Consider the following 16,337-nt stretch of genomic DNA (forward strand, 5'->3'; position numbering starts at 1 on the left):
CATAAAAAAAGGAGTACCGCTGTACTCCAACCTTTGTTAACCTTAAAATCTAATACTATGAAAAACACAGTACAAAGGTACGGACTTTCTGGTAATCTGCAAGTATTTCGGCCAAAAATCTATGCTTTATAACATAGTTTAATAAATAAAGAAAATGCTCCACGTTTGTTAACAACATGGAGCGTTTATGTTAATTGTTAAAAGCTTTATTTTCTATTGAGTTCTTCAATTTCTTTTGTAGCTACAGCCAAGGCTTCGTTTATATTGCTACAGATATTTTCTTTACCAAGGAGTTCATAGAATCCTGATTTCTCAAGTGTCTTATGTACATGCTCGTTTACACCCGACAGGATGACATGTATATTCTCTTTCTGCGACATGTGGCAAAGTGTAGTAAGGTTATGAATACCTGTAGAATCGATAAACGGAACCTTACGCATACGTATAATACGAATCTTAGGTCTGTCACCCAACTGCGCCATCAAATCCTCAAATTTAGTTGCTATACCGAAGAAATAAGGACCGTTAATCTCATACACCTCTACACCGTCAGGAATAATAAGATGCTCTTCGTGTACTTCCATATCCGATTCCTTATTAGGGTCAAGTTCGTTCTTGATAACAGAAATCTGAGTAGTTTCCATCACACGTTTCATAAACAGTACACAGGCAATGAGCAATCCCACCTCAATAGCCACTGTCAAATCGAATATTACTGTAAGAAAGAATGTAATAAGAAGAACTGTAACGTCCGATTTAGGATTCTTGAGCAATCCCATAAATACTCTCCATCCGCTCATATTATATGATACAATAACCAATACTCCGGCAAGACATGCCATAGGTATATACTGTGCAAGCGGCATTAAGAAAAGAAGTATCAGAAGAAGAACTATTGCATGTACAATTCCTGACACAGGAGACTTTCCTCCGTTATTGATATTTGTCATAGTACGGGCAATTGCTCCTGTTGCAGGAATACCTCCGAAAATAGGAGATACCACATTGGCAATACCCTGAGCTATAAGTTCTGTATTTGAATCGTGTCTGTCACCAATCACACCATCAGCCACAGCAGCAGAAAGCAAAGATTCTATTGCTCCAAGAACTGCTATAGTTATCGCTACAGGGAAAAGATTCTGTATAGCCTCCCAATTTATCGCAGGAACAGCTGCCGAAGGAAGCTCAGCCTTAATACTGAAACGATCGCCTATAGTATCAATACATGTGATTCCTGCATACTGCTTCAGCAAATACACTCCTACAGTAACCAGAATAATGGCAACAAGCGACCCAGGCACCTTCTTTGAGAACTTTGGAGTTATAGCTATGATAAACACACTGACTACACTTACTATGGCATTCCACCAGTTCACAGTATCAAAATGTCTGAAATAAAGCATCCATTTACCAATGAAATCTCCAGGAACCTTCTCTCCCCTGAAATCAAGGCCAAAGATGTCTGCTATCTGTGTAGTAAAGATTGTTACGGCAATACCACTCGTAAAACCTATAATAATAGGATAGGGGATGAACTTTATGACAGTTCCCAACTTGAATACACCTAATAATATAAGCAAGACTCCCGCCATCATAGTGGCAACCATAAGTCCGCTCAATCCATATTGCTGGATAATACCGTAGATGATAACAATAAAAGCACCTGTAGGACCACCTATCTGCACCTTACTGCCACCAAGGAACGAAATGATAAATCCAGCCACAATAGCCGTAATGATACCTTTCTCAGGAGTTACACCTGAAGCAATACCAAACGCGATAGCCAACGGCAAGGCTACAATGCCTACTATTATACCCGCCATCAAATCAGTCATGAAATCTGATTTACTGTAATTCTTGAGTGTAGAAAACAGTTTAGGATGAAACTCAACCCCTTTCATAAAACAATCTTATTTCTATTTATAAATATTTTTTTGCAAAATTACGTATTTTCTGCCATATAACATACTTTTATAACTATATAAATTATGATTTGAGGCTAAAAGCTTAAAAGATTATAAATTAAAAATTGTAATTATTACAAATTTGAATAAATATATTACATTTGCAGTGTGGAAATAAAACAAGAAGTCTAACCCAACAAAATAACTACAATTATGGAAAAAAGCATCAAAGGAACAAGAACAGAGAAAAATTTGGCAATCTCATTTGCAGGTGAATCACAGGCTAGAATGCGTTACACTTATTTTGCAAGTGTAGCAAAGAAAGAAGGTTACGAACAGATTTCTGCAATCTTCACTGAAACTGCAGATCAGGAAAAGGAACACGCAAAACGTATGTTCAAATGGCTTGAAGGCGGAATGGTAGAAATTACAGCTAGCTATCCAGCAGGCGTAATCGGTACAACACTTGAAAACCTGAAAGCAGCAGCTGCCGGAGAAAACGAAGAATGGTCATTGGATTACCCACGTTTTGCTGACATTGCAGACGAAGAAGGTTTCCCTGCAATCGCAAAAATGTATCGTGAAATTGCCGTAGCTGAAAAGGGACACGAAGAAAGATACAGAGCTTGCGTTAAGAATATCGAAGAAGGAAAGGTATTCAAGAAAGATGTTGAAACAGTATGGCAGTGCCGCAACTGTGGTTATGTACACGTAGGTACAGAGGCTCCTGAAATATGTCCTGCATGCCTTCACCCACAGGCTTATTTCGAAGTTAAGAAAAACAACTATTGATAACAGTTCCTTATAACATATAGATACACAGGTTGCCTTGGTAAAATGTACCTACATTTGCCACAGCAACCTGTTTTATTTTATACTATGACATTAAAAATACCAATTTTTAGGTATTGTAAATAATGATGGAGATTTCCATCTTTGTAAAATATAAAACAAATAAACAATTTAAGATTATGAGAATAGAATCAATCAAAGGACGTGAAATCTTGGATTCACGCGGAAACCCGACAGTAGAAGTAGAAGTTCGTCTTGAGTCTGGAATTACAGGTAGAGCATCTGTCCCTTCAGGAGCATCAACAGGTGAAAACGAAGCTCTTGAACTGCGCGATAACGACAAAAGCAGATACGGCGGTAAAGGCGTACTGAAAGCTGTAAATAACGTAAACAATGTCATTGCACCTGCACTTACAGGTTGGTCCGTGCTGCAACAGAGAGCTATAGACAAGAAGATGCTTGAACTGGACGGCACAAAGACCAAATCAAAGCTTGGAGCAAACGCAATTCTAGGCGTATCGCTTGCTGTAGCAAAGGCAGCCGCAAACTATCTTAACATCCCTCTCTACAGATACATTGGCGGTGTGAACACATACACTTTGCCTGTACCTATGATGAACATCATAAACGGAGGCTCTCACAGCGACGCTCCTATAGCCTTCCAGGAATTCATGATTCGTCCTATAGGTGCAGAATCCTTCCGCGAAGGACTTAGAATGGGGGCAGAAGTCTTCCATGCCCTTAAAAAAGTACTTCATGACAGAGGACTCAGCACTGCAGTAGGCGATGAGGGTGGATTTGCACCTTCACTCAACGGTACAGAAGACGCTCTTGAATCAATAATCTCTGCTATCAAAGCCGCAGGCTACGAACCGGGAAAAGACATTATGATTGGTATGGACTGTGCTTCGTCAGAGTTTTACAAGAACGGAATATACGATTACACAATTTTCGAAGGAGAAAAAGGAAAGAAACGTACTTCTGACGAACAGATTGACTATCTGGAAGAATTGATAAACAAATATCCTATCGACTCAATAGAGGACGGTATGAGCGAAAACGACTGGGATGGATGGAAGAAACTTACAGAAAGAATCGGTGACAGATGCCAGCTGGTTGGCGACGACCTGTTCGTTACTAACGTGGAATTCCTCTCAAAAGGTATAGAAATGGGATGCGGAAACTCAATCCTGATAAAAGTAAACCAGATCGGCTCGCTGAGCGAAACACTCGATGCAATAGAAATGGCACACAGACATGGCTATACTACTGTTACATCACACCGCTCCGGAGAAACAGAAGATGCCACAATAGCAGACATCGCTGTAGCAACCAACAGCGGTCAGATAAAGACAGGTTCTTTGAGCCGCTCGGACAGAATGGCAAAATATAACCAGCTTCTCCGTATCGAAGAAGAACTTGGAGACCTGGCAAAATACGGATATAAGAGAATAAAATAACTTGCCCATAATTCAACGATTATCACCTCAAAACAGCCGGATTTCGGTAAAAAATGAGGTGATAATCACTTTTTTTGAAAAAAAATCGGTCAAAGTATTGCAAGTACGGAAAATTGTTGTACCTTTGCACCGCAATTGAGATATAAAACAACTCAAAAGCCGAGAATAATTGGTGCGTTAGTTCAGTTGGTTAGAATACATGCCTGTCACGCATGGGGTCACGGGTTCGAGTCCCGTACGCACCGCTTACGAAAAAAGACTGAAATAAGAAAGTCGAAGACAATATCCTCAAAGTCAGTAACTTTGGGGATATTTTTTTGTTATACCACGACAGATGAATACCCCGTTGGAAGTCGAAAATTGGACAAATCGAGTAACCAAATCGTAACCAAGAAAAAAAACGGGAATTTTGGTTACGACTTCGTAGATATGTCGTTGATTTGTCGTTGTTTACGTTCAATTTTATCGACACGCCGTAACCTAAAATCCTGAGCAGAAAAAGGAAACAACCGGCACGTTTACGATTCATTTCATGAGGATACACGACAATGACCCTCAAATGTCTGTTTCATAGCCGCCAAGTGTCCGCCTGTGGATTGCGTCAAGTGATTGTCAAACAGTATTTTTGCAACAAAAAACTTAAAAGCGCATGAAACGGAACACATTCAGCGTACTTTGTTACGCAAGGAAAAGGGAACAAGGAAAGGACAAGCAATATCCTATCATGGTTCGCATCACCATTGACAGCGAACAGGTACAGTTCAACTCACAGTTAATGGTGGATAAGAAGATGTGGAAGGACGGTGGCGTAGTCGGTCGTAGTGCGACGGCGGTGTATTTGCGCACGCAGATAGAGAAAATCAAGACCGACATTACCCGCATCTACGAAAAGGAAATCGAAAACAACCGCTACCCTTCACCGCTGAAGCTGAAGAACATCTATCTGGGCATTGAAACGAAAGCCAACACGTTGCTGACCGTGTTCAAGAAGATGAACGAGGAAAAGCGGAAGGAAGTGGGCACGTCGCTCTCACAGAACACCTACAAGAAATACGACCTGACATACCGCCGTATGGAAGAATACATTCAGTTCAGGTTCAGGAAAGAAAAGTATAAAGACATTCCATTGACGGAAATCAACGAGGAATTTATCAACGGCTTCCGCAACTTCCTGCGTGTGGACAAGAAGGTCGGCCACAACGCCACCTCGAAGATGATGCAACTGTTCAAGAAAGCCGTTACCCGCGCAAGGAACGCCGGTCTTATCCAGTTCAACCCATTCACGCAGCCCATCACCTTCGTTCAGGTGGACAAAGGCTTTCTGACAATGGACGAACTCCAGAGCATTATGGACAAGGAGATTGAAGTGGAACGCCTGCAACGGGTGCGCGACGTCTTTGTATTTTCCTGTTGGACGGGGTTGGCGTACATAGACGTATATCTGCTCAAAGACGAACATATCCAGAAGTATCTGGACGGCAACTATTGGATTATCTCCAAGCGCCATAAGACCGGTGTGCCCATCAACGTGCGCCTGTTGGACATTCCCCTGCGCATCCTGCAAAAGTACAAGGGTAAACAGCCCGACCACCGCGCCCTGCCCATGCCGAGCAATCAGAAGATGAACGCATATCTGAAGGAACTCGCTGATATTTGCGGAATTAGGAAGAACCTGACCTATCACCTCGCAAGACACACATTCGCCACAACCGTTACGCTAACTAACGGAGTATCAATAGAATCCGTATCAAAAATGTTGGGACATACTAATATTCGCACTACGCAAATCTACGCGAAGGTAATCAACCAGAAAAGCGGCAGCGAGATGGAAGCCCTTTCCGACAGGCTGCATGTATCCATGAACGCATTATAGAAAGGAGGACAAATATGAGAACGATAGAAAGACAGCTTAGAGCCAGACAAACGGCGGTGAGTCTGAACGAAAAGGAATTGAGCAGACTGATGAAAGCCACGTTTGACACACCGCGTTTGGAACAGGTGCGTGACCTTTTCATCTTTTCGAGCTTTACAGGCCTGCATTACCAGAACCTGAAATCCCTCCGTAAAGAGAATTTCCACAACAAGTACGGGCAGAAGTGGATTTTCATGGTAAGGGAGCAGACCGACGCTTTCATCCACATTCCCCTGCTGCCTGTCCCACAAATGATATTGGAGAAGTACAAAGTCCGGTTTGCCGGAACGGATGAACTGTTGCCCGTCCCCAGCAACCAACGGCTGAATGTCTATCTGAAAGAGATTGCGGAACTCTGCGGCATCGAAAAGAATATGACCATGTATCTGGCTTACCATACGTTCAAGGATACGATAACGACAAAAAACGGCATATCCACCGGTACGGTATGCCGCATGTTAGGGCGGTTCGACCTGCGCGGCCGCCATGCTTATGTTACCGACCGCATCATCAAGCGCGAAATGGACAGAGTGGCGCGTAACTGCACCCCGTTTGAAAAAATTGCGGCGCAATACATCATGACAACCAATAAATCCGTATATTGTCCCACCAAATAAAACGATACCCCTATGCTACACAGAGGAAATATCATCATCACCGGGCTGGAGGACATCAACCGTCACCCCACAGTCAGCGTCAAGTTGGAGAACGGCAACGTATGGCTTACTAAGCACGAGCTTGCCCGCCTGTTCGGAGTGTTCATCCAGACGATAGACGCCAATATGCGCTCCATCTTCAAGTCGCGCATCCTGAACGAGAGCGAGGCAACCATCACGGAGAAGCAGGATAAGCGATACGTTACCTACTATAATCTGGAGGCCGTCATTTTCCTCAGCTTCCGCATCAACACCTATTGTACGAAGCTGTTCCGCGAATGGGTGCTGAACTCCCTGTGCGAGTACAAGCGGCTGAAAGAGAAGCAGCCCGAAGTCCTTGTCGTGTTCAACGCTTCGGACAACCAGACATTCATTTCATACAATTAAGTAACAGGAAATATGGCTACAAACAAATCGCAGATAGAAAAGTGGATAACGGCGCAGAAAAAACATCGGCTGTCCGACACCCACGTACAGATGGCGCGTGAACTCGGTCTCAATCCCGATAAGTTAGGCAAGATAGACAACCATCGGCAGGAAACATGGAAAGCCCCTTTACCCCAATTCATCGAGGACATCTATTTCAAACACTTCAAGAAAGAACGTCCCGATGCAGTGAAGCCTTTGAAGCAAATCCTGAACGAACTGGAGGCGAAGAAGGAAGCAAAGAAAAAGGCGAAGGAGGAACGCTGCCGATTGAAGGAGAGTAACGAAGCCTGAAAACTGAAATCCCACAAAAACGGGGCTTGTCCGTGAAATAAACCGGGCAAGGCTCGTTTTGTATCCTCCAAACCCTTATCTTTGGGCAGAAAAAGCCCCAAAGATGATAGAAGACCTCCACATATCCGTCCCTCTTAGTGAAGTACCCGAAGCCCAAGTGGGCAATTACTTCACCCTCTCCGAGATGCCCGGCGAGTTCTTGATAATCCAAAAGCCCGACAACACGTTTTATTTCCTGTGCAGCCGGGAGTGCGACATCGTGCGGATATGCGAGTCCTTCGACTGGTACATCGTGTCGAAGGACGCTTTCAACGACCGCCTGAGCATCGGCATCGGTCTGGCTGACAAGGAAAGCATCGACGGCGAGGTCTATCGCGTGCAGGACGAAGCCACGCTCTCCCTTTGGCGCGACATTCTCCGCTTCACCTTCGACAGCGATTTCGTGCGCCGGTTCTTCCCCTACAACACCCGTTTCAAGGGCAAGATGCGCATCGACGGCGCATTGTGCTTCTATATCCACGATTATTACCCCACGCGCTGCAAGGGCATCGCTGTGGAAGACCGTAAAACCAGCAACTTGGTTTTCCGCTTCAAGGAAGGACAGCAGGCAGCTCTCGTCGCCAAAATCTTCTCCCTTTGCATCGCCCGTATGCCTTTCTACAAGGAAAAGGCGGCCAATGCCGTACTTATCCCCATCCCGGCGGCTACCCGTGAGCGCAACGCCGCCCGTTTCGCCCGGTTTTGCAGCCTCCTTTCGCGTCGCCTGAAAATCACCGACGGCTTCCGTGCCACATGGATAAGGGAAGACCGTGAGCAGATGAAAGGCACTCACGGCCTTGACAAGCTCTCCAACCTCATATTTCATCCCATCTATTTTCAGGGACGCGATGTTTTTCTTGTGGACGACATCGTGTCCACCGGCGAGAACTTCACGCAGATGAAACGCAGGCTGATGCAGCTTGGAGCCAATTCCGTTACCGGCCTGTTCTTGGGACGGACGGTGAAAACGGGGAAAGAATAAAAGGAACATTTCACAAAGTCGGACAACCTAAAGTTCTGAGTTGGAGAGGATGATGGCGGATTCCGCTGATGGTATGACATTATTGACAACGTAAAACAATGATAAAGATAGAATCATTCATATTGTGCCTGCTTTTCCCTATCATGGCTTATGGTAAGGGAAGCGTGAGGGATACCGTAAGGATTCAGGTTCATAAACAGATGTATGAACTTACCATGTCCGTGGACTCCGCTAAGGGCGGATGTGCCCAAAGCCCGGTTATCGTGTCCGTGAAACTTGCCAAGGGAGGGAAGCCAGCGGGAGAAAGCGTCTTTCCGTTAGCAGGCGACTGTCCTGATGAAGAAGATATAAGCATTGAAGGCTCGGACAAGGGATTTACAATCAAATGTCCGTACTGCGAAGGTTTCTACCTTTATATCGGCTATGCCCGATTTGGATATTCAGAAAGGCTGGATGATTTTGTTTTGGCGGGATACAAAGAAGAAATTATAGACAGGCTGTTTCCTGAATCGGAAAGTAAAACCGTGGAATACAAGTTCCGCCCTGAAAAGCCGCTTACTTTATGCGCTTTTTCAATCCAGGCTGTCAAGAATTTGATACATCAGAACATAGCTCAGGAATACGAAATTGCTCAAACCCGTACCGGTTTGTATCCGGTGTTCGGTTACTCTTCCAAGAAAGGCAAATTGATGTGGATAGGATGTCCGGTCGAGTTTGTGATACATAACATAGGTAAAAACAGGCTGTCAGTGCTTGATCATTCTTCTTATTACGGCTATGCCCATGAAGTTATTTATAAGCTTGATAACAATCCTTCCAAGAGATGGAATAGCGAACTCATTTATAGGAGTGAAAGCGACTCTATAGGAGATTATCTGGATTCTGCGGAATCCATTTCTCCCAACGAATCCAAACGCTACATTATCATGCCACGGATTTTTGTTTATAAGAATCCGGAATTTCAGAAGCTGTTTGAGGATACGATTGCGGTCATGGCACGTTCCCATAAGGAATCCCGTTGGCCTGTTGCCCCTTCTTCGCTATCCTCTGACCAGCGGAAGTTCCTCAAGGAACTTATTTCCGGTGATTCCCTGAGAGTCCGTTTTTATTCAGATTCATTGCATCGTCATCATGCGGTAAACATTCCTCTTGATACTGACAAGAGGCTTTCCTCATTCTTCTGATAAATGAAAAAAGGGAATATTAATTCAAAGACTTTAATTGCTATATGGGAAAGAAAAATGAGAAAAGCCAATACCATAAAGTTCACGATATACTTCTTGCTTTTCGCTATTATTCTATACTTTGAATATTATGCGATAGAAATGCAAGAGGGGGAATGGATTGCCCATGACGACCGCAGACCTTTGACAAGCATGATGGCACTGATTGGCATTTGCCCCATTTATATATTGTATGATATAGTGATACGCAATACGTTGTGTCGGTTGTCCGCTCTTTTGCTGCAAGCTGTTTTTAACCTTTGGAGCCTATTATGGTTTAGCACACTGCCGACGCTTGGCACATACGAAGCGGAATATGAACGCACAGGGGTACTGCCGGAGAATATGATACCGTCTGATGAAAACAATTTCTATTTTTGTTGGACTGTTGGCGCAGTCATCATACTTTATCTTGTGGTGGCAATGACAATCTCGTATGTTATGAAACTATATGCCGGAAGCAAACGATTTACAGACAAATGGACTGGCAGCAGACAACCATGCAACAAACATCTATGAGAATACTTTTTTGTCTTATATTGCTATTGTTACCTTCCCTGATAATAAAGGGGCAAACAGGACAAGATTCTATCATCTTTCATGGGAATATAGTGAACGACATGGAGGAGGAAGAGGATATTGTAGCGCAGTACAGGTACAATCTATTTTGTAAAAGTAATCCACAAAACAGGATTCCATTAGATACGACTGTTTTTGCAATCAAGTGTTTGAGAGGAGATACTATTGTTTTGGAGGTGTTGGAAGCGTCTCCGTTCCTTTTTCAAGTGGAATGTATCGCAAACAGCGATGCCCAGACCGATATTCATATTTGGAATTTCCCCAAATCGTATAATGGTTGGCATCTTGGTGATAATAGGACAGAACATCTGCCCGTAAAAAAAGGGGATTACCTTTCAACATTAGTCGGAACCTATCAGCAGACATTACATATCGCAGGCGAAGAGCTTGTATGGACGATGATGAAACTTGTCGCTGATGGCACTTTTGAATATATCGGTAATATCTTTAACCTGGACAGAGAAGGTGGAAATTATCTTATTGGAAGATGGTATGTAAACAAAGATACCCTTGTGTGCAATGTAGAACCTGAATTATTCCCTCCGCGAATACAAAGGCGTTATGACGGACAGATTCTTTGTTTTCGTTATCCTGCATGGGAAGAAAATAGGAAAGAAGCTTTGAGCCATGGCATCGTTTACAAGTTCTTAATACGCAAGACAGGTTTGATTGAGATTGATGACAAACAAAGAGTATTCAAAAAAATAAAGCATCGGTAGCTACCGGATATGATTATACCCCAATAGGTCATTAGACTTTAGGTAGATTGCCTGCTTATGTTTTGCAGCCTCCTTTCGCATCGCCTGAAAATCACTGACGGCTTCCGTGCCACATGGATAAGGGAAGACCGTGAGCAGATGAAACGTAGGCTGATGCAGCTTGGAGCCAACTCCGTTACCGGCCTGTTCTTGGGACGGACGGTGAAAACGGGGAAAGAATAAAAGGAACATTTCACAGAGTCGGACAACCCAAAGTTCTGAGTTGGGCAACTCAGCTCGGTGAGTCGGGCAACTCAGCAAAACGAGTTGGGCAACTCACGGAAACGGGTTGGGCGACTTGCAGGCTTGGGATAAATGCCAAAGAATACAATATTCCAATCCCCGACCCAAGCAGCGGAATGTAAAAGCCCGTCATTTCCGTCGGCAAGCATATCCCCGTTCCCTTTGGGAATGGAAATACCCTTGCCGCCTACGCAAAACCGTAGAAACATGCCGCATGGTCAAGCGTGATGAACCCAATCATCACACCATATCCCATACGCCACCTTTCCTTGACCGGTTTTGTCGCCAAGGTAGGCTTTTACGCTTGTCCGACCCGCCCGTTATTGCACGTTGCCGCCTTCGAGGGCGGAGTCGAAGGCATTGTAATGGTCGTCGTCATGCACGCTCAATGCCGCCACGAGGCTGTTCAACGTGCGCACGGCATCCAGCCGCTGTTCCGGCGAGCATTCCTCCGGATGGCTCAATACATCAATGGCGCAGGTCAGATGCGCCTTCGTCTGCTGCAAGGTGGACACATCTTGGATGGGAAACAGATAGAAAAGTTCTTCATCGGAAGAACGGACGATGCCCTTCAGGGCGGTAGCTTGTAATTCCATATCTTTCGGGTATTAACAAATGACGTAACGCTGCCGGCCACCGCACCCAAAGCATCGCCAAACGCTTAACACGAAGTGAACCGGCAGGTTACGTCAAGGTATAACCTACCCGGTTCATTTACCTTCGTGTTTTGAAATTGGCGATTTCTGGATGCCGGTAAATGAACAACATTACCACGATGCTATTTGCACCGCTGGCACAAAGGTAAGAAAATAAAGCCAATAATCCATTGCCATCCTTAAAAAACCTCCTTCGGAAAAGTCCATTGCGGAGAGAAATCAACGTTCCTACGGTATGTTTCCCTTGCCGCTTTCATTCCCCATCACTCCACCATGCGCGATTGAAAGGTTGGATGGGCTGACTTATTACGTGCGCAAAAGTAATTTCGGGTTTTGACGGACAAATCAAATTTTTTAGGCACAATCTCCACACTTCGCAGGCTCAGGTAGTATTCCACCGAAAAAATTTGCTTCTGCAAAACCCTGTCTTTTGCCCCGCTTACGAAATAAGTCAGCTCACCCAACTCGTCAATGCATAAAAAAAATGTCGTGATTATGAAAGCAACAAGAGAAACAAATGGAAATAAGTCGCTTCCCAATCTGCCTCTGCATAAATTCTTGGGAGTGGCGGCAAGGTTCATCCTTGCGGCACTCTGCACATCCTTGTACGGCGGCTCTCTTTGGGTGTGGTTCATCGGGTCGTGGCTGGTGTGGAACTTCCTTGCGGGTGTAGTACGTTTCCTGTGGGGCTGCCTTGTGTTCCTGTTGGCATTTGTTTCGCTTGTCGCTTTCATGGTCTGGGTATTAACACTCTAAACTCACATCATCATGGAAACAACAGACATCTCAAAAAACGTGTCGTTTACCGGACACCGCTCCGGCAGGATAAGCCAACCCATGCTCACCCTTTTTGCAGGCATGGTAACGGAAATCAAAAGCCTGTATGCTTCGGGATGCCGTAATTTCTTCTCCGGCATGGCGGAAGGCGGCGATTTGGTTTTCGCCAAGGCGGTCTTGGCGGCAAGAAACGAATTGACCGACATTCGGCTGGTAGCTGCCATCCCGTTCCGGGAGCAGTCCGCACGCTATTCCGACATGAACAAGAGGCTTTACATCAGCCTGTTGGAAGAAGCGGACAAGACGGTTGTCCTTTCAGAAAGCTATCACAAGGGCTGTTTCCACCGGCGCAACGACTTTCTGGTGAAACATGCGGCAATCATGCTCGCCTATTGGGACGGACAACCCTATGGCGGCACATACTATACGGTAAAGAAAGCTATCGAAGCAGGTAAGAAAATCGTTAATCTCTATAAATGGAATCATTATGAAACGGTACAGCAAGACTGTCGCACAGCAGTGCAAGTATTATGAAGTGGATAACATTTTCGTGTACATGGTAGAAACTTATCAGAACGGTAATATTACCGTCTTTGAGAAACTCTTCCGGGAATTGTGTAAAGAAGCGAGAAAAGATTTTATAGACTTCCTTCTCAGCGAGGTGGAGCCTATATATTGGAGAGAAATTCTAAAAATCATGGTCTAACATTATAATCTTATGTAATATGGATAGAAGAAAACTTTACTATTACAGTCATATCGTAAAAAGGCATTTGAGTGATATTAAGGAACGCATCAGATTGTCAGAGAACGACATGGAGAGAAGCTATTACCAAAGCAGGTTTGCAGCCCAGCTAAGTATCTACGCCGAAGCTCTTGCCGTAAAGGAAAAGCATCTGGAGAGATATATCAGATAGAGGTACGAGTTAAAATAGTATGAATTGTGTGTGCATGGGATGAAAAAAATCCCTGCACTCCTTTTCCCAATAATTTTAACCACATAAAAGAGAAAGGTGTATGAAAACATTATCCCAAATGACAAAAGAAGATAAGTTACAGGCTTTAACGGAATACCATGCTTGCAGGCGTGAGCGGCACATTGTTTCCCGCTATATCCGGGCTATCCAAGAAGATGACAAGGAACAGACCGCTTATTTCGAGAGTTTCGGCGAAAGCGTGCATCACATCGTGCTGAACGTGAATACCTACGAGCGCAGGCTTGTTTTTGGCTATGTGGACAAACAGTTCAACGAATACGGATGGATAAACGGCATGTTGCCCATCGTGGAGGAAATACGGTTGGACACATCCAACGTGATACACATCGGCCAGTCCGTGAATGGCACGTATGCCGTTACGGTGAGCTGGTGTACCGGCACGGCAGGAGGCGGTAGCCACCCATCGGTATGGGATGAACCCATTTCCGACTACAAGGAAGCGGTACGCACGGGAATACATCGGCTGGAAGGGCATTACACTTATGCGGAACGCCACTCCCTGACAGACAAGGGAAATTACAACCCGAAGTATATCCGCAAGTTGAAAGCCGGATTGCGGGAACTGAAGTTACGCTATACCGCCCCGCAGCAGTTGAGCCTTTTTTGATTATTCACCTATAAATATATAATGTATGGACGTAAAGATTGAAAGCATGATTTTCGGGTGGGACGAGCGGATACCCGAAGTGTTGGTAAAGTTCATCAATTCCGTGACGCTGACAAAGGACGAACAGGAGCTTCGCGAACTGGTGAAAGTATTTGCACAAAGCAAGGAGTTCAACCGCTTCTTCGCTTTCGGATACGGGAGCAGCCACTTTTGGCTCAAACAAAGGATGGCATCTGACCCGGACAAGTGCATGGAGAACCGCTTATTGATTGTCGAATTTTAAGGAATTGTATGATGGTTACAAGAATGACAGAAAACGGCGTTTCGACCTGCCGGGCAGCAGGAACGGAACAATTCGAGAAATTCCAGACTGGTTTTGGGAGAAGAAAACGCACGCTTGTGCAGTACGATTACAGGGCATCCGATGGGGAATTGTTCTCCTGCGTGGCTCCGACTTTGGAGGAATGCCGCCGCAGGCGCGATGCATGGTTATCGGAAAAGGAAAGAAAGGAGGCCGGCAATGAATGACGGTTACGAAACGCTGATAATCACATTTAGCGAACCCATCGAGGTTTTGGACGGTAGGTTTGAGGACATCGACACATGGGGCGTGGACAGCCTGAAGAAGTGGGTGGACGATTACGAGACCACACGCTTCACCCCGATAAACGGCTATACGGCAGTCATCACATCCGAATACAACATGAAGCCCGTAAGGGAATGGTTGGAACATTACATGCCCATAGTGGAAATGAAGGAATTGTAGAGGGATGATGCGCTTGCAGAAGCAGCCCGCCGGAACCAATCCGACGGGCTGCAACCGTTTCACACCACAGGCATGTCAGTCCGTTTCCTCGCCCCAAAGCTCCGTATCAGTCGGGGCATGGCGTATGGCACGCCAGATGCAACAGCCGGTTACGGCAAGAAGCGTCAAGTAAGCAATGGCAAAACAAAGCATAGCCGTCAGTATTATGGAGCAGGCTGTTCCGGGTTCTCTACTCCTTCTTCCGTCTCGTTGTTGAACGAAAAGCTCTTGGTTACCGTCTGGTTAAACGAATCCACAATGTAGATGTCAATCGTCTGCTGGTCTGTGCAGAGCGACTTGTAATAGAGCCGGAAGGTTTCGCCCGGCAACGGGTAGAGGTCATTGGGCTGCAGCACTGTACCGTCCTCCAGACGAAGCTCCCCCTTGCCCGTAGGCTGGAAATAACGGATGAAATACTCCGTTTCCTCGTACCGCCCGCTGCGTACCAACTGGCAGCGTATCTCGGCTTCCCCGCCTTCCACGATGGTGGTCTGCACCGGCAGGGTTGCCAAATCAAACTCATACACCTGCTGGATGTCCAGCTTGTCGGAACAGGCGCAAAGCAGCACGGCGGCGACCAGCGCGAAGCCGACGGTAAAAATCAGTTCAGTCATTCGTTTCATTTTCTTGATGATTTATTAGTCCAATATGAATTTCAGTCCCACCCCGAACTGGAAGTGGAAATTTCCCGTATCGCCACCCCACAGGCAGCGTTCACGCGCATGGAGCAGCAATACCGTCCGGTTGGTAAGGTAGGTTTCTATCTCCAGCGATACCGCACCGCCATAGACGAAAGCGTCGCCGTCCGTGATGCGTGCCCCGTCATGGAGCAGGCTCTCGCCCCAGTTCACCGTTTCATAACCCGCCATCGCCGAGCCGCCCACGTAGCAGAGGAACACTTTGTTCGCGTCCGAGAGGAAGTTGTAGTAATATCCCCCTTCCGCCGTGAACTGCGACACCGGCAGGCGCGTGTCCTTGTACGGGTGGTACTTTTGCAGGTACTCCGCACCGAACACCCACTTGCTGCACCCTTTCGTGTACGAGTCCATCGACAGCCCGAAGTGGTAGCCCAGCTCATTGCGCCGGCTTGCCGAATGGAAGCCGTCAGCCATGCCCGCCGTCAGCCGCAGCCCTTTCATGCCCGGCAGACAGCGTTGCGCCTGCACCTTGCCTGCAAGGACAAGGCACAGCGCCATGCCGATTAGAATAAACACCGTCCGTTTCAT

23 protein-coding genes, 1 tRNA gene and 1 pseudogene are annotated in these 16,337 nt (G+C 45.7%); 21 read left to right on the forward strand and 4 right to left on the reverse strand.

Going from position 1 to position 16,337, the window contains the following annotated elements:
* Positions 1-206: 206 nt before the first annotated feature.
* The gene (locus H6A61_RS11110) at positions 207-1,901 is read right to left on the reverse strand and encodes a SulP family inorganic anion transporter (protein WP_204393639.1); all 1,695 of its coding nucleotides are present in this window, start codon (positions 1,899-1,901) and stop codon (positions 207-209) included.
* A gap of 216 nt (positions 1,902-2,117) precedes the next feature.
* Between H6A61_RS11110 and rbr the strand changes: the two genes are divergently transcribed.
* From rbr to H6A61_RS11170, 12 genes and pseudogenes are all read left to right on the forward strand, one after another.
* Positions 2,118-2,696 (forward strand): rubrerythrin, encoded by a 579-nt coding sequence (gene rbr / locus H6A61_RS11115; protein WP_204393641.1) that lies wholly within the window; start codon positions 2,118-2,120, stop codon positions 2,694-2,696.
* A gap of 179 nt (positions 2,697-2,875) precedes the next feature.
* Positions 2,876-4,156 carry a phosphopyruvate hydratase gene (eno, locus tag H6A61_RS11120; protein WP_204393643.1) on the forward strand — a complete coding sequence of 427 codons (1,281 nt, stop codon included), beginning with the start codon at positions 2,876-2,878 and terminating at the stop codon, positions 4,154-4,156.
* Positions 4,157-4,327: 171 nt separating this feature from the next.
* Positions 4,328-4,401: transfer RNA gene (locus tag H6A61_RS11125), tRNA-Asp, on the forward strand.
* A 404-nt stretch (positions 4,402-4,805) separates the two neighbouring features.
* Positions 4,806-6,029 carry a site-specific integrase gene (locus H6A61_RS11130; protein WP_072545349.1) on the forward strand — a complete coding sequence of 408 codons (1,224 nt, stop codon included), beginning with the start codon at positions 4,806-4,808 and terminating at the stop codon, positions 6,027-6,029.
* A 14-nt stretch (positions 6,030-6,043) separates the two neighbouring features.
* The gene (locus H6A61_RS11135; RefSeq protein WP_117616275.1) at positions 6,044-6,685 is read left to right on the forward strand and encodes a site-specific integrase; all 642 of its coding nucleotides are present in this window, start codon (positions 6,044-6,046) and stop codon (positions 6,683-6,685) included.
* A gap of 12 nt (positions 6,686-6,697) precedes the next feature.
* Positions 6,698-7,111 carry a hypothetical protein gene (locus tag H6A61_RS11140; RefSeq protein ID WP_204393645.1) on the forward strand — a complete coding sequence of 138 codons (414 nt, stop codon included), beginning with the start codon at positions 6,698-6,700 and terminating at the stop codon, positions 7,109-7,111.
* Between the two features lie 12 nt (positions 7,112-7,123).
* Complete coding sequence (locus H6A61_RS11145) at positions 7,124-7,444, forward strand: hypothetical protein (protein WP_117616274.1); 321 nt, start codon at positions 7,124-7,126, stop codon at positions 7,442-7,444.
* 103 nt (positions 7,445-7,547) lie between these two features.
* Entirely contained in the window at positions 7,548-8,465 is a 918-nt protein-coding gene (locus H6A61_RS11150) for a phosphoribosyltransferase (RefSeq protein ID WP_204393647.1), read from the forward strand.
* A gap of 98 nt (positions 8,466-8,563) precedes the next feature.
* Entirely contained in the window at positions 8,564-9,649 is a 1,086-nt protein-coding gene (locus H6A61_RS11155) for a hypothetical protein (protein WP_204393649.1), read from the forward strand.
* Between the two features lie 57 nt (positions 9,650-9,706).
* Positions 9,707-10,207: a hypothetical protein gene (locus tag H6A61_RS11160; protein ID WP_204393651.1), complete on the forward strand. Its 501-nt coding sequence runs from the start codon at positions 9,707-9,709 to the stop codon at positions 10,205-10,207.
* Positions 10,204-10,986, forward strand: coding sequence for a hypothetical protein (locus H6A61_RS11165; protein ID WP_177608179.1), 783 nt, complete (start codon positions 10,204-10,206; stop codon positions 10,984-10,986). The genes H6A61_RS11160 and H6A61_RS11165 overlap by 4 nt, the downstream gene beginning before the upstream one ends.
* A gap of 60 nt (positions 10,987-11,046) precedes the next feature.
* Positions 11,047-11,208: pseudogene (locus tag H6A61_RS11170) on the forward strand (ribonucleotide-diphosphate reductase subunit beta); the annotation flags it as partial.
* 380 nt (positions 11,209-11,588) lie between these two features.
* Here the strand turns inward: H6A61_RS11170 and H6A61_RS11175 are convergent.
* Complete coding sequence (locus tag H6A61_RS11175; protein WP_204393653.1) at positions 11,589-11,864, reverse strand: hypothetical protein; 276 nt, start codon at positions 11,862-11,864, stop codon at positions 11,589-11,591.
* Positions 11,865-12,419: 555 nt separating this feature from the next.
* Here H6A61_RS11175 and H6A61_RS11180 point away from each other — a divergent pair.
* The 9 genes from H6A61_RS11180 (at position 12,420) to H6A61_RS11220 (ending at position 15,244) form a co-directional block, all read left to right on the forward strand.
* Positions 12,420-12,680 (forward strand): hypothetical protein, encoded by a 261-nt coding sequence (locus tag H6A61_RS11180; protein WP_239469197.1) that lies wholly within the window; start codon positions 12,420-12,422, stop codon positions 12,678-12,680.
* Between the two features lie 12 nt (positions 12,681-12,692).
* Complete coding sequence (locus H6A61_RS11185; RefSeq protein ID WP_204393657.1) at positions 12,693-13,235, forward strand: SLOG family protein; 543 nt, start codon at positions 12,693-12,695, stop codon at positions 13,233-13,235.
* Entirely contained in the window at positions 13,186-13,407 is a 222-nt protein-coding gene (locus H6A61_RS11190; RefSeq protein ID WP_204393707.1) for a hypothetical protein, read from the forward strand. The genes H6A61_RS11185 and H6A61_RS11190 overlap by 50 nt, the downstream gene beginning before the upstream one ends.
* Before the next feature lie 19 nt (positions 13,408-13,426).
* Positions 13,427-13,618, forward strand: coding sequence for a hypothetical protein (locus H6A61_RS11195; protein WP_204393659.1), 192 nt, complete (start codon positions 13,427-13,429; stop codon positions 13,616-13,618).
* Between the two features lie 100 nt (positions 13,619-13,718).
* Entirely contained in the window at positions 13,719-14,306 is a 588-nt protein-coding gene (locus H6A61_RS11200) for a hypothetical protein (protein WP_204393661.1), read from the forward strand.
* Positions 14,307-14,331: 25 nt separating this feature from the next.
* Positions 14,332-14,589 carry a hypothetical protein gene (locus H6A61_RS11205; RefSeq protein WP_071150616.1) on the forward strand — a complete coding sequence of 86 codons (258 nt, stop codon included), beginning with the start codon at positions 14,332-14,334 and terminating at the stop codon, positions 14,587-14,589.
* A gap of 11 nt (positions 14,590-14,600) precedes the next feature.
* Positions 14,601-14,834 (forward strand): DUF3873 domain-containing protein, encoded by a 234-nt coding sequence (locus H6A61_RS11210; protein WP_071150844.1) that lies wholly within the window; start codon positions 14,601-14,603, stop codon positions 14,832-14,834.
* A complete protein-coding gene (locus tag H6A61_RS11215; RefSeq protein WP_204393663.1) occupies positions 14,827-15,072 on the forward strand; it encodes a DUF6956 domain-containing protein in 246 nt (81 codons plus the stop codon). The genes H6A61_RS11210 and H6A61_RS11215 overlap by 8 nt, the downstream gene beginning before the upstream one ends.
* Before the next feature lie 13 nt (positions 15,073-15,085).
* Positions 15,086-15,244, forward strand: a complete 159-nt coding sequence (locus H6A61_RS11220; RefSeq protein ID WP_204393665.1) for a hypothetical protein — start codon at positions 15,086-15,088, stop codon at positions 15,242-15,244.
* 31 nt (positions 15,245-15,275) lie between these two features.
* Here the strand turns inward: H6A61_RS11220 and H6A61_RS11225 are convergent, their stop codons facing one another.
* Together H6A61_RS11225 and H6A61_RS11230 are read right to left on the reverse strand one after the other, a co-directional pair.
* The gene (locus tag H6A61_RS11225) at positions 15,276-15,734 is read right to left on the reverse strand and encodes a DUF3872 domain-containing protein (RefSeq protein WP_204393667.1); all 459 of its coding nucleotides are present in this window, start codon (positions 15,732-15,734) and stop codon (positions 15,276-15,278) included.
* Positions 15,735-15,749: 15 nt separating this feature from the next.
* On the reverse strand, positions 15,750-16,337 hold the full coding sequence (locus tag H6A61_RS11230) for a conjugal transfer protein TraO (RefSeq protein WP_204393669.1): 588 nt from the start codon (positions 16,335-16,337) through the stop codon (positions 15,750-15,752).

Source organism: Bacteroides caecigallinarum, from assembly GCF_016901995.1.
Taxonomy (GTDB): Bacteria; Bacteroidota; Bacteroidia; order Bacteroidales; family Bacteroidaceae; genus Phocaeicola; species Phocaeicola cellulolyticus.